This window comes from Alteromonas sp. ABH4_452 (assembly GCF_056311825.1).
The window spans coordinates 4,195,402-4,209,348 of the sequence record NZ_CM149973.1 but is presented as its reverse complement, the minus strand read 5'-3'; the positions used below and the strand labels follow the sequence as shown (position 1 = coordinate 4,209,348).

At 45.6% G+C, this 13,947-nt stretch carries 11 protein-coding genes; 9 read left to right on the top strand and 2 right to left on the bottom strand.

What is annotated here, in order from left to right; all coding sequences use genetic code 11:
- From ACYX4N_RS18020 to ACYX4N_RS18010, 3 genes are all read left to right on the top strand, one after another.
- Window positions 1–642: a nucleotidyltransferase family protein gene (locus ACYX4N_RS18020; protein WP_476055007.1), complete on the top strand. Its 642-nt coding sequence runs from the start codon at window positions 1–3 to the stop codon at window positions 640–642.
- A 375-nt stretch (window positions 643–1,017) separates the two neighbouring features.
- Entirely contained in the window at window positions 1,018–1,500 is a 483-nt protein-coding gene (locus ACYX4N_RS18015) for a hypothetical protein (RefSeq protein ID WP_476055006.1), read from the top strand.
- The gene (locus ACYX4N_RS18010) at window positions 1,493–1,696 is read left to right on the top strand and encodes a helix-turn-helix transcriptional regulator (protein ID WP_014948230.1); all 204 of its coding nucleotides are present in this window, start codon (window positions 1,493–1,495) and stop codon (window positions 1,694–1,696) included. The genes ACYX4N_RS18015 and ACYX4N_RS18010 overlap by 8 nt, the downstream gene beginning before the upstream one ends.
- Window positions 1,697–1,718: 22 nt before the next feature.
- Here ACYX4N_RS18010 and ACYX4N_RS18005 read toward each other — a convergent pair whose 3' ends face one another.
- Together ACYX4N_RS18005 and ACYX4N_RS18000 are read right to left on the bottom strand one after the other, a co-directional pair.
- Window positions 1,719–3,059 (bottom strand): nitrate- and nitrite sensing domain-containing protein, encoded by a 1,341-nt coding sequence (locus ACYX4N_RS18005; protein ID WP_476055004.1) that lies wholly within the window; start codon window positions 3,057–3,059, stop codon window positions 1,719–1,721.
- Between the two features lie 306 nt (window positions 3,060–3,365).
- Window positions 3,366–3,653 (bottom strand): hypothetical protein, encoded by a 288-nt coding sequence (locus ACYX4N_RS18000; protein WP_012517238.1) that lies wholly within the window; start codon window positions 3,651–3,653, stop codon window positions 3,366–3,368.
- A gap of 444 nt (window positions 3,654–4,097) precedes the next feature.
- On the opposite strand from ACYX4N_RS18000, the gene ACYX4N_RS17995 reads away from it, so the two are divergent.
- From ACYX4N_RS17995 to ACYX4N_RS17970, 6 genes are all read left to right on the top strand, one after another.
- Window positions 4,098–5,663: a SulP family inorganic anion transporter gene (locus ACYX4N_RS17995; RefSeq protein WP_474808761.1), complete on the top strand. Its 1,566-nt coding sequence runs from the start codon at window positions 4,098–4,100 to the stop codon at window positions 5,661–5,663.
- 311 nt (window positions 5,664–5,974) lie between these two features.
- The gene (gene nirB / locus ACYX4N_RS17990) at window positions 5,975–8,524 is read left to right on the top strand and encodes a nitrite reductase large subunit NirB (RefSeq protein WP_476055003.1); all 2,550 of its coding nucleotides are present in this window, start codon (window positions 5,975–5,977) and stop codon (window positions 8,522–8,524) included.
- Window positions 8,525–8,601: 77 nt separating this feature from the next.
- Window positions 8,602–8,973, top strand: coding sequence for a nitrite reductase small subunit NirD (gene nirD / locus ACYX4N_RS17985; protein ID WP_476055002.1), 372 nt, complete (start codon window positions 8,602–8,604; stop codon window positions 8,971–8,973).
- 88 nt (window positions 8,974–9,061) lie between these two features.
- The gene (locus tag ACYX4N_RS17980; RefSeq protein WP_476055001.1) at window positions 9,062–11,956 is read left to right on the top strand and encodes a nitrate reductase; all 2,895 of its coding nucleotides are present in this window, start codon (window positions 9,062–9,064) and stop codon (window positions 11,954–11,956) included.
- A gap of 12 nt (window positions 11,957–11,968) precedes the next feature.
- Complete coding sequence (gene cobA, locus ACYX4N_RS17975) at window positions 11,969–12,946, top strand: uroporphyrinogen-III C-methyltransferase (protein ID WP_476055000.1); 978 nt, start codon at window positions 11,969–11,971, stop codon at window positions 12,944–12,946.
- A complete protein-coding gene (locus tag ACYX4N_RS17970; RefSeq protein ID WP_476054999.1) occupies window positions 12,930–13,916 on the top strand; it encodes a glycosyl transferase family protein in 987 nt (328 codons plus the stop codon). The genes cobA and ACYX4N_RS17970 overlap by 17 nt, the downstream gene beginning before the upstream one ends.
- Window positions 13,917–13,947 lie beyond the last annotated feature (31 nt).

The following is a 13,947-nucleotide window of genomic DNA, read 5'->3' as shown; positions in this document are numbered from 1 at the left end:
GTGCAAGAACTTAAACGGCTTGGTGATATTATCAAGCGTGATCCTTTCAGAATGGATTGCCTTCATGCCTTGCGGTCGCTCGATTTACCACAAGGCTACATAGGTGCAGGGTTTGTACGAAATGCAATATGGGATGAGTTGCATGAAAGGGTTAAACCAACGCCGCTTAACGATATCGATGTGATTTACTTTAGCGAAGAAATCACAGTGTCTCAGAATGTTGCAATAGCCCAGACTTCAACAGAACCAGTATTTCAACGACAAGAACACTCACTAATAACTGCGGCCGCTAAATCAGAAATAAAAAACCAAGAAAAAGCCATTGAACGCCAGCTAACCCAAATAATGCCCCAAGCTAATTGGCAGGTGAAAAACCAAGCACGTATGCATTTGTCTCACGGACATGCTCCCTATCAAAATTGCCACGACGCTATTTCTTATTGGATAGAACGAGAAACCTGTGTTGCGGTTCGTCTTTTAGCCAACGATGATTTAGACATACTCGCGCCATTTGGTTTGGAAGCAAACTTCGTCGGCATCATAAGTATTAACCCAAAATATCCAAGACCTGATGTTTTTAAACAGCGACTTGCTTCTAAGAATTGGCTTACTGTTTGGCCTTCGCTGACAGTTCAGAAATAACTGGAAAACAGTACGTACTTGTAAGAATCGGCACGCAATGTTTGAGACTATACTTTAGTTAATCAAAGCCATAATAAACATTCTTCTGCACAACAATTCGTTGTTCTTCTGCTTTTATACCAGCAGCAAAGCATTACTCAATAACCATTTTATCTCGGTATTTCCTTTGTACCTATCATCCATAAAGTTACGAAAGAGCGCTGTCACAGTAAACGCGTAACACTTGAGTTGCACAAAAAACTTGCACTTGTGTAACCTTTGGATATTATTGATACCTATGGGTTACATATGATCCGTTTAGGTATCAAACGAGACACTAAAACGCAGTGAGCTTTATACGGCATCAATGCGCCGTTAATAATAAGGAATTTAAAAATGGCAACATCAATTTTAGTAACACCAGAGACGGAGCAAGAGTATTTAACAATAACTGGAAAAGTTAGTATTTGCCTTGCTCTTATTGTACTAAGTAAGGCTGCGTTGACTGTGGTCAACGACACTGGCTCAGTGGTTAACTTACTACTAGATCTGATAGCAGCGGCAAGTGCGATTTACTGCGTTGTTTTATCAGTTAAAACGATGAAATTCACAAAAAATATATCGCGTTTGGGTTATTGGACACTGAAATTTAACGATGAGTATGTGGACTATGTCAGTTCGTTTAGCTTGCGCATTACCTGTCACATCATGTTATTTGGTGCGTTGGTTCTTGCTTTTTGGGGCGACAGCAGATGGTTTGTAGATCTCATGGCCCCCTTTGAGATCACCAATGCTCTTCAAGTCTTGCTCGGTGTAGCCGCGGCTGCGCATGGAACATCCATTTTATGGAAGCTGCGTGAGGAAGACCTAGATGAATGAAGATTTAGATAACCACATTCATAAGCTACGATTGCAACACAAAATATCTCAGCAAGAATTAGCTGACGCTATTGGTGTTTCCAGGAAGACTATTAGCACAGTAGAAACCGGACGCTTTACACCATCGGTAGTTATTGCTCTAAAAATTGCCGAATATTTTGCCATTCCAGTTGAGCAAGTATTCGCACTTAAGTAAATAGGTAGCGTTATGCTGGAATTTATCTTCTGGCCGAGTTTTTCGATGCAATATCAACGATTTTAGCGGAAATAGACGCTATGGTCGTATTTTCGCTCATAGCTTGTTTTTGTAGTCGGCGATACGCGTTGTTTTCGCTTAGTCCAAATTGTTCCATGACTACCAGCTTTGCTCGGCTTATCAGCTTCTGATCTTGAATTGCACGTTTAGCCTCTTCAAGCTCTCGCCCCATGTCTTCTATATGCTGGGCTTGTGAACGCAGTAAGTCGTAAAAAGAGCGGTGGGCCGATAAGGTTTTAGTCTGCTCATCGAGTGACAGCGTTTTAATCTCGTCGTCTTTTGTATCTTCTGCTAAGCCGGGCATGCTGGGGTCAAACAGTAAGGTGAGCGGCGAGCCATCATTGGCGTGCTCATCGTTAAAGCGCGTGAGCAACTGTTGATGATTGGCCATTTCATTTTTTGCATTGGCAACTTTACTGTTAGCTTGCTGTGTTAAGGCTTCGGTCAGTGCTACCTCGATACCCTGCATTGCATCTATGCGACGAGTCGCTACATCAAACCAAACTTCTGATATTTCACCGGCAATAGGGCTGCCGTCACTTAGTTGTGCAATCATATTTCTAAGCTGGGTAATATCTATTGCCGCTGGGCTTTTATTTAAAGCATCCAACGCGTCCTTATGCGGCTTACAGCTAAATTCACAGAATATATTGAAGTGATGCTCTTGGGCTTGCTGAAGCGCAGCAAGCTTTTCACATAGACGCGCGTCGAAATGGGTTTCTGCAAAACCAATTGCCCCCCACGCACGTTCTTGCCCAGCATACTCTTTGGCCTGCATGAAGTTGAACAAAGCAACAAGCAAACGGGTAATGGTTGGGTCGCTTGCTATATCCGCTGCTTCAAAAATGACAGTAAGTAAACTTGCCACTAAGCGGCTGTAGGCTCGTGTTGATTCCAGTGGCGTTAACTGCTGCTTACTGACTTGTTCTCTTAAGCGAGGTAGGTAGTCTGTCGCCTGCATGGCAAGCGTGATACTGCTCAATAAACGTGGGTTGCCTGAAGTAATCTCATCAGTTAAGTAAAGAGATTTCAAATGACTCTTTAGCATTGACTCTGCTTGTTCGCTAGCACTGACATACTGCATTCGCTCAGCTTTGTAGCGCTCGGCTTTAGACGCAAGAAAGATATTGCTGGCTCCGCGCTCTTTTTGCAGTTCATGTATAAGCTCACGAACCGCAATAACAATACGACAGTTACTAGAAAGCTGTTCTAACACAGTAATTTCTGCATGTTTTGCGGCCAGCAAAAAACGTTTGGTCGCATCGCTACAAAGCGCAATGGTTTGTTCAGGTTCGTGCAGCATAAGAGGCCCTGCTAAATGTTCGTTTACGCAATTCGCTTTTTTATTGATAGTTTTTTGCGAAGTATTGCTTCAAAGCACAATGAATTAAGCAACACTTATGCCCTGTTTATCAGAATGTAGTTATGCAAGGTTTGGATGGGGGCGTAGTGCGCTGAATGCTTAAAAGACGCGACTTTTAAAGGTGTTAAGCAGAGTTAATTGCAATTTAGAGAGTTAAGGATGACAGGCAGCTTAAGGAAAGTTGTAAGCGGTGTTGCACTTTAGTGGTGCAACCCGCCTGTAGATAGTTGTATTTAATTTTATCAGCTAGTTTCTAACCACGCGGAGAAACCAGCCGACAAAGAGAGAAATCAAGAAGCCGAAGAAGGCAATCATAGTAGTAATGGTGAGCATTTGCCCTGAGAAGTCTGCATTTTCCCCAGTATGTTCGCTTACCAGCATTCCAGAAGCCTGAAAAATAAATAGCGCGGCGACAGAAAATAATAAGATAACGGCGGTAGACATAATGGTGGCTTTCCAATAAGCCTTTGGCGACATCCAATGAATAGCGCCTGCTACTAACACGCACAAAATGGTAAGAATATAAGGTACCACGTAAACTCCTCGTTAAATAAGGCCTATGCCCTACATCATTGCCGCATCATTAAGTGCAAATTAGCGCGAAGTAGCGGGCCAATAATACGAGCAAAAGCTACGAACTAATACTACGAGCTAAGCGCACCGATGGGCTAGGTTATAAAATACTGCAATACGATGCCACGTAAGAGGCCTCTTGTCAGTAAAGGCGCAAAAATTTAGCGTGCCTGAAGCTAAACCGAGAAGCTGTATGGGTAAGACGTAAAGAGACTTCTGCGCTGCTAGATGGTCAGCCACGCGCTTTGACCTGTGTTTATACACTCGTAACAATCTATTAAAAGATTTTAAGCTGCAATGGTGATAGAATCGCCGAAAAATTATCCTGCCTACTTGGTGTACTGCTATCACGCGGTTTACGCCACGGTGGGTTGTTGTGTTTAACATCTTAGCTTCTGAGAGAACATGTTCGATTTAATTACCAGTAAAGACAGCAACGTTAAGAACGATGTGCTATCAGGTATTACAGTGGCACTTGCCCTGGTCCCTGAAGCCGTCGCATTTGCATTTGTAGCCGGCGTAGAACCAATGATAGGTCTATACGCGGCCTTTATGATGGGGTTGATTACGTCTGCTATTGGCGGTCGCCCTGGAATGATTTCTGGTGCTACCGGCGCCATGGCCGTTGTAATGGTGGCACTGGTTGCCCAACACGGTGTGCAATATCTATTCGCAGCGGTTATTTTAGCCGGCTTGCTGCAGATCATGTGCGGTATATTCAAGCTCGGTAAGTTTATTCGTTTAGTGCCATATCCGGTAATGCTTGGCTTTGTAAACGGTCTTGCAATCGTTATTTTCTTAGCTCAGTTAGGCCAGTTTAAAGTGACTAACGCTGCTGGAGAGCTGCAGTGGATGGAAGGTACGCTGCTGTACTGGATGCTAGGGCTCGTGGCGTTAACCATGGCCATTATCTATTTACTGCCTAAGCTCACGAAGGCTGTTCCTGCGTCGCTAGTAGCGATTGTTACGGTAACAGCATTAGTACACGGCCTCGACTTAGAAGCACGTACGGTAATCGACTTTGTTCGTGACCTGTTACCGGCTGACCAGCGCGATACCGCAACGCTAGCGGGTGAGCTTCCTAGCTTTGCTATTCCTATGGTGCCGTTCACCTGGGAAACCTTCATGATAGTACTACCAACCTCAGTGATTCTTTGCTTGGTTGGTCTTATTGAATCGCTCCTTACCCTTTCATTAATTGATGAGATGACCGATACCCGTGGTCGCGGTAATAAAGAGTGTGTTGGCCAGGGCGTTGCAAATACCGTTAACGGTTTCTTTGGCGGTATGGGCGGTTGTGCCATGATTGGTCAAAGCATGATCAATATAAACTCTGGCGGCCGTGGTCGCTTATCTGGTATTACTGCCGCACTTGTACTATTGGGCTTCATTCTATTTGCAGCACCGCTTATTGAAATGATCCCGCTTGCTGCTCTTGTTGGCGTAATGTTCGTAGTGGTAATCGCTACCTTTGAGTGGGCGTCATTCAGAATTATTCGCGGCGTAAACAAAGAAGATGCCTTTGTACTATTTCTAGTGACAGGCGTTACGGTTATTGCTGACCTTGCCATTGCGGTGGTTGTCGGTGTTATCGTTTCTGCCCTTGTGTTTGCATGGAAACACGCCCGTCATATCGAAGCGAAGTCGCACATTGATAACGACGGCTGGAAAGTCTATGAACTAGACGGCCCGCTTTTCTTTGGCTCGGTATCGCATTTTAAAGACTTGTTTGATATCGCTAACGACCCACAAGATGTAGTTATCGATTTTAAAGACTCTCGTATCTGGGATTCATCAGGTATCGACGCACTAGATACCCTTGCCGATAAATACGAAGAGCAAGGTAAGAAGCTACACATTCGTCATATCAGCGATGAGTGTCGCTCACTGCTTCGCAAGGCCGACAAATTTGTTGAAATTAACGTAGTTGAAGACCCTCGCTATCGAGTAGCTACGGATAAGCTGGCCTAAGTTATTTGAAAGCCTTAATGCACCAAGTAAACACAGTTTTGCGTTTGTTTGGTGCAGTTGTGAAGTCTGAATAATGCTTATTTTTTAGTAAATCAAATAAAAACAATTATTTACGGTTTTGGCACTGAACTTGGATAGCTATAAACGTAAAGTGTGTTTTGGTGATTTGTGTCAATCGCTGAAAATTGTGTGATTTATAACACTCCGTAAAATGTGTTAGCCGACCTAAACCGTTGGCAAAATAGGCAACGAAGCCCGCATCAACGAAAGTTGAAGCGGGCTTTTTTTTGTCCCGAAAAAAGGGGAATATCATGACTTCATTGGACTCAAAAACGCAAATTGTCGTCGTAGGCAACGGCATGGTGGGGCATCATTTTGTTGAGCAGCTTCACCAAAGCGATGCCAATGTAGAAATAACCGTTTTATGTGGCGAGTCTCGCCTCGCATACGACCGCGTTTATCTGTCATCATTTTTTAGTGGCGCTAGTGCTGATGACCTAGCGCTTACTACACCCGCTCAGTACGCCGAATGGGGCGTAAACGTAGTCACCAATGCCTTGGTGACGGATATAGACCGTGACAATAATAAAGTCACGACTTCAGAAGGGCAGGTGTTCAATTACGATAAGCTGGTTCTTGCCACCGGTTCTTATCCTTTCGTGCCTCCCATTCCCGGGAACGACCAAGAGCATTGCTTAGTGTACCGCACCATAGACGATCTGCTCGCTATTGAAGCGTCAGCAGCGGTGAGCAAGGTAGGCGTTGTCGTTGGCGGCGGTCTTCTAGGTTTAGAAGCGGCGAATGCCTTAAAGCAAGCTGGGCTAGATACTCACGTGGTTGAATTCGCACCACAGCTAATGGCAGTGCAGCTAGACCAAGCCGGTGGGACAGTGCTTAAAGACAAAATTGAAGATTTAGGCGTAACCGTTCATACCCAAAAAGCAACCCAAACTATCGAAGCTGGTGATACATGCCGCTATAAAATGGTATTTGCAGACGGCACTGCGCTAGAAACTGACATGATTTTATTTTCTGCTGGTATTCGACCTTCCGATCAGCTCGGTAGAAAATCAGCGCTAACACTAGGTGAGCGCGGCGGTATCGTCATTGATAACCACTGCGTGACGTCTGACCCAAACATTTACGCTGTGGGTGAATGTGCGCTTTGGGATAACAAAATCTTTGGCTTGGTTGCACCTGGTTATACCATGGCGCGCACGGCAGTAAGTCATATAACAGGTGGCGATGCCGAGTTCGCTGGCGCAGACATGAGTACCAAACTCAAACTAATGGGCGTAGAAGTGGGTTCTATTGGCGATGCGCATGAACGCACAGAAGGTGCCCTTAGCTACACATACTTAAATCAGCCTGAAGGCGTGTATAAAAAGCTGGTAGTAGATAGCGAACAAAAGCTCGTACTTGGTGCGGTCCTTGTAGGTGATACCAGTGACTACGACACGCTCCTACAGTATGCGCTTAATAATATCGAATTACCTGAACACCCAGAAAGCCTGATTTTGCCATCTTCTGATGCTGCACCAGCATTAGGTGCCGATGCACTTCCAGACACAGCCTCTATTTGTTCATGCCTAAACGTGACTAAGGGCGACATTGTTTCAGCTATTGAAGGTGGCTGTTGCAGCGTTGGCGATGTAAAAGGTGAAACTAAAGCCAGTACTGGTTGTGGTGGATGCGCTGCGTTGCTTAAAAATGTAGTAGATAGCGAGCTTGAAAAGCGAGGTGTGGAAGTATCAAAAGCGATTTGTGAGCACTTCAATTACACCCGACAAGAACTGTTTCACATTGTTAAAGTTAACAGCATTCGCACCTTCGACGAACTACTTGAACAGTATGGTGAAGGTTTAGGTTGTGAAATTTGTAAGCCTGCTGTGGGTTCTATTCTGGCATCAGTCTATAACGACTACATCCTAAAAGCTTCACACCTACCCCTGCAAGACACCAACGACATCTATCTTGGCAACATGCAAAAAGACGGTACTTATTCGGTTGTACCGCGTGTGCCTGGTGGCGAAATAACGCCTGAGAAGTTGATTCTGCTCGGTGAAGTGGCAAAAGAGTACAACTTGTACACCAAGATCACGGGTGGTCAGCGCATCGATTTATTTGGCGCGCGCGTAGAGCACTTACCTGATATCTGGGAAAAGCTAGTAGCCGGTGGGTTTGAAACCGGTCACGCGTATGCGAAAGCGCTGCGTACAGTGAAATCGTGCGTGGGAAGTACATGGTGTCGCTACGGTGTGCAGGACTCAGTAGGCACGGCTATTGATTTAGAAAATCGATACAAAGGCTTACGTGCACCGCACAAAATCAAATTTGCCGTATCGGGTTGTACCCGTGAGTGTGCAGAAGCCCAAAGTAAAGACATTGGTGTTATTGCTACCGAGCAAGGTTGGAACCTTTACGTTTGCGGTAATGGCGGAATGAAGCCGCGACATGCCGACCTATTTGCCACCGACCTAGATACGGAAACGCTAATTAAATACATCGACCGCGTGCTGATGTTTTATGTGAAAACGGCCGACCGCTTACAGCGTACATCGGTGTGGATGGACAACCTAGAAGGTGGGTTAGCTTACTTGCAAGACGTTGTGATTAACGATGCTCTTGGCATTAATGGTGAGCTTGAAGCACAGATGGATGCTGTAGTCGACGCTTATCAATGTGAGTGGAAAACCACGATTGAAGACCCTGAATCTCGTAAGCGTTTCCGTCAATTTGTGAACAGTAGTGCCAGCGACACCAATATTCAGTTTGTTTCAGAGCGAGGGCAGGTTCGTCCAGCAACTGAAGCTGAAAAAGTAGCAGGGAAAGATCAGTTTATTCCCGTCTCTATGGTGTAGTTCACAAAATTAATGGTGTAGCCACTGATTTAATGGTGTAGCCACTGGCTTATCAACCTTGTTAGGAGAATCAAATTATGTCAGCAGCGCAAAATGTAATGGCGTCAGAACCTCAGCAAGTGCAATGGCACTATGTTTGTGAGACGAAGGACCTAGTGACAAACAGCGGCGTTTGCGCCCTTGTCGACTCAAAGCAAGTAGCGCTTTTCTGCTTGAAAATAAAGGGCGAAACAAAGGTTTTCGCCATTAGTAACTACGATCCTATTGGTAAAGCAAATGTGCTTTATCGCGGCCTTTTGGGGTCGTTAGGCGGTGCGCCGGTTGTCGCTTCGCCGTTGTACAAAGAGCATTACTTTTTGGAAACCGGGCTGTGTAAAGAACACGATGACGTATTCGTCACGGCTTACCCTGTGAAAGTAGAGGGTGAGAAGGTATTTGTAGGCGTTTAAGCGAACTGCCAGTATTTGAATGCCCACATGAATAAAGCCTTCTTGCAAAAACGCATTCAGTTACTTCGAAATCGAAAAAGGTAATGAAATGAATATGGCTAGACGGCAACCCGAAATGATGTCTGAACAATTAAGACAAACAACATGCCCATACTGCGGCGTAGGGTGTGGTGTAGATATCAGTTGCAACGTAAGCAAGCGTGCCACAACCCTGGACACTGTTAAAGGCACGCCAGAGCATCCCGCCAATTATGGAAGATTGTGTGTTAAAGGAACAAACCTGCTTGAAACAAACGACCTAAATGGGCGTTTGCTTCACCCAGCCATAGCAGGTCAATCGGTGGATTGGGACACTGCCACCGATGTGATTGCGGATAAGATCACATCTACCATTGCGCAGTATGGCGCGGATGCCGTTGCTTTTTATGTATCAGGCCAGCTTCTTACTGAAGACTACTACATTGCCAATAAGCTTATGAAAGGTTATATCGGCAGTGCCAATATCGATACCAACTCTCGTCTTTGCATGTCATCAGCCGTAGCTGCTTATAAGCGCGCCTTTGGTGAAGACGTGGTGCCTTGCGATTACACCGACTTAGAGTGTACAGATTTATTGGTAATTACGGGAAGTAATACGGCGTGGGCCCATCCTGTGCTTTTTCAGCGCATTCAGCGAGCTAAGCTTAAAAACCCAAATATGAAGGTCATCGTTGTCGACCCGCGCAAAACTGAAACCTGTACGATAGCCGACTTACACCTTCCTATAAAACCAGGTAGCGATGTTGCGCTGTTTAATGGCTTACTTAGCTATGCAGACGCACAAGGTAGAATAGATAGAACCACCGTCGAAACCTATGCCGAGGGGCTTGATGAAGCGCTTGAAAGTGCAAGTGGCTTAACGCTGGATGACGTGGCTAGCGTATGCGATATAGAAAAAACCAAGGTTAAGGCTTTTTTCGACGCATTCTGTGAAGTATCTAGCGCCATTACTTTTTATTCTATGGGCGTTAATCAGTCTTCCGCTGGCGTAGATAAAGCCCAAGCCATTATTAACTGCCACCTAGCTACAGACTTGATTGCCAAAGACGGTTGTGGTCCGTTTTCCATCACAGGTCAGCCTAATGCCATGGGGGGGCGTGAAGTAGGCGGGCTAGCTAACATGCTAGCTGCCCACATGGATTTAGAAAACCCAGAGCATATCGAAGCAGTAAAAACCTACTGGGACGCACCCGTTATGCCCAAAGGGCAGGGGCTTAAAGCTGTAGACCTCTTTAACGCAATAGAAAGTGGAAAGGTTAAATTCGTTTGGATAATGGGGACTAACCCTGTTGTCAGTATGCCCAACCGAGGCCAAGTTGAGCGCGCACTTTCAAAGTGCGAGATGGTCGTAGTGTCTGATATTGTTAAATCGAATGATACGCTTAACTACGCCCACATTGCCCTTCCTGCCTCGGGATGGTCAGAAAAAGACGGTACAGTGACGAATTCAGAGCGCCGTATATCACGTCAGCGGGGCATATTGCACCCGCCTGGAAGTGCAAAACACGATTGGCAAATTATGTGCGACGTGGCGGCTAAAATGGGTTTTGACGAGGCATTTAGCTTTACTCATCCGTCGCAAATATTCTGCGAATACGCTGGCTTAACTGGCTATCACAATAATGGCAAACGCCAGTTAGACTTATCACCTTTGCAAATGCTAAGTGAAGCGCAGTACAACGCTCTATCACCTATCCAGTGGCCTTTTCAGAGCGCGGTTTTGAATACTCCCTCATCCGGTACCAAGCTTAACGCAAACACTAAGCCCAACCTTATCAGTAAGCGTCCTTTTGAAGATAAGCAGTTTTCGACGCCTAGCGGTAAGGCTAAACTCATTCCCGTAACCTATAAAGCTCCACTGCAGGTTACTTCAGATGCATACCCTTTTGTCGTTAACAGCGGTCGAGCTCGAGATCAATGGCATACCATGACGCGCACGGGTAAGGCCGCAAAGTTACTGGCCCATATGCCGAGCGCCTCTGTCTATATAAACCCTAAAGATGCTGCTGAGTTGGGTGTTGCAAATAATGACCTTGTCTCTTTGACAAGTGCAGTGTGTAAAGATGCCCATGTTATCTATCCGGTAAAAACGGATACTGATATGCGCAAAGGGGAAGTGTTTATACCCATACACTGGTCGTCGCAATGGGGTTCTCACAGTAAGCTAGGCGCACTTTACGCGAGCGCGGTAGACCCGATTTCAGGACAGCCCGAACTAAAACACGCTGCAGTGGCTATTGCACCTGTACGTTACGCTACGTATGGGAAACTTTTTTTATCATCAAAGATACAGTCGTCACACGACTCCAAAACAAACATCGATAATCCCAGCATCGATAATCAAGAAGCGCTAAAGAAAGTGTGTGATTACTGGAATAAAACACCGCTTGAGGCCGAAGGCGCTACATCAAGCGGAAGTAGTTCTGAAGAAGCACTATCAGTATTAAACGTAGCGTCGAACAAAGAACGTCGAGAATTTACTCAAAGCTTGATACCACAGTTACCGCAAAACGCGGTGCTATTACAGTTTCACCATCACACTTTTTCAGTATGCCTTGCGCTTGTCGATGACCTACTGTGCTTCGCCGCATTTCTGGGCGATGAGCCAGAAAAAACAGGCTCGGCTCATGTGGCGGCACAGACAAAAAGCACTTGGTCAGTACCAAATGCGTGGCTTGCCAGCCTATTAAATACGGCGATTTCCACTGAGTCACAACGCAATTTATTACGAGGACAAGTGGATGACGCATTTCTAAAAGGCGATGTAGTTTGTAGCTGTTTTGAAGTACGTGAAAAGACGATTACAGATGCCATCACCAAAGGCTGTTCATCGGTAAGCGAACTTGGTAAACAGTTAAAATGCGGCACTAACTGTGGTTCTTGCAAGCCCGCCTTGTCCGAGCTTATAGACAAGCATTTAGTTATAGAAACCCAATCTGTTTAGGAGCGTTAAATTATGTCAATTGCATCTAGTTGGTCTTTACCGTTTTTGCGCACCTTATTCAAACAGCAGAAACCTCTGTCTAATCTTTTTTATCGCGATGCAACTTCGAATAAGGCTTCGGCAACTCGTAAGCGTAATGACACTTTTAAATCATTAGCTAAGTATTCGCACCTCAACAAGTGGCTGAAAACAGCAAACCTTGGCGATGAGCGTCAACAGCAGGGCCAAGTATTTATTGTAGGCGCAGGTCCTGGCGATGCAGAGCTACTTACCTTAAAAGCGCTTCGCCTTTTACAGCAAGCCGATGTGGTATTGTTTGACGCACTTGTAAGCGAAGATATTCTTTCGCTCATTCCATCTAGCGTAGCGAAAGAGTACGTAGGAAAGCGCTGTAAGAAGCATAGTTTTACCCAAGACGCTATTTGCAAGCGAGTGGTTGAACTTGCCAGTTTGGGTCATACCGTGGTGCGACTAAAAGGCGGTGACCCGGCCTTGTTTGCGAGAACCTGTGAAGAAACCGATGCGCTAACAAAAGCTAACATTCCTTTTGCTATTGTGCCTGGTATTACAGCGGCATCGGGTGTGTCAGCCTATACGGGGATCCCTTTAACCGACAGGCGTTGTGCTCAGTCGGTGAGCTTTATGACCGCACATTTTAAGGACGTGGATCAATGGCCAGAAATGGCACCCATGGCGCAAAATGTATTGAAGCAAACCATGGTGGTTTATATGGGGCTAAGCCGACTTGAAGGGCTATGCAAAGGCTTGATTCATCACAAGGTGCCAACCACATGGCCAGTAGCGGCAATTGAAAATGCCACTTCGCCTCAACAGCGCGTAATCACTGGCGTGCTTGCTGATATTCATAGCAAGGTAGAAGCAGCAAATTTAACGGGGCCTACGTTACTTATATTTGGAAAGGTGGTAGAGTCTCGTCAACAGGTAAATACTCTTCTACTACATTCATCCGAGCATGCAGCAACCATTTAGCGAATACATAAAGATTATTGGTAAGGGTCAAAAAGGGGGGCGTAGCCTCACCCGTGATGAAGCTTATCATGCCATGAAAATGGTATTGGCCAATGAAGTGACCGGCGATCAACGGGGCGCATTTCTTATGTTACTTCGCACCCGTGAAGAAACACCAAAAGAAGTAATTGGTTTTGTTGATGCATGTCGAGAATTGATTGAGCCAGAGGTTAAGACACTTACCCCAACGTTAGATATTGGGTGTTATGCAGGAAAACGTCGTCAGCTTCCTTGGTACTTACTGGCCGTAGCCGTACTAGCCAAAAACGGTTATTCCATTATGCTTCACGGTGCCCATGAACCCGGTTCGGGTCGTCTTTATGCAAGTATAGCATTGCCAAAGTTGGGACTACCTGAAGTCACCAGTATCGCTGAGGCAAACCAGCAGATTGCTGATAAAAGCGTAACCTATCTCGATTTATCTTACTTATTACCTTCGCTGGATACCATCATCAAGCTACGCGAAGTGTTTGGGCTACGCTCTTGTGCCAACACCCTAGCCAGGCTATTGAACCCCACCAGCGCAGAATTTTGTGTGCAGGGGGTTTACCACATGCACCTTGACCATAAGCATTGTCGCGTTAATGAAAATTACCCGTCAATAAACGCCCTTTGTTTTCGCGGCGATGGTGGCGACCCCGAGGTTAACGGAGAACGAGAAACCGAACTTTTCATTACCCGTAATGGTAAAACTGACGAAGTAATAATGCCGGTGGTTGCTGACAAGTGGGCGCTAAAAGACAAAGATATGAACGTAGACGATATGCTCGACGTGTGGAAGGGTGAAGCGAACAGCCTTTACGGTGAACAGGCTATTTTAAGCACACTTGCCAGCTATCTAGTGCTTCTACAAAGTTGTGATGTTGCAGATGCCTTATCGCAAGCACGACAGCTTTGGGCGCAGCGAGATAAGAACGCATCGCCATTCTAATGACTTGGTTGTGTTGACCATTTTCTTTACT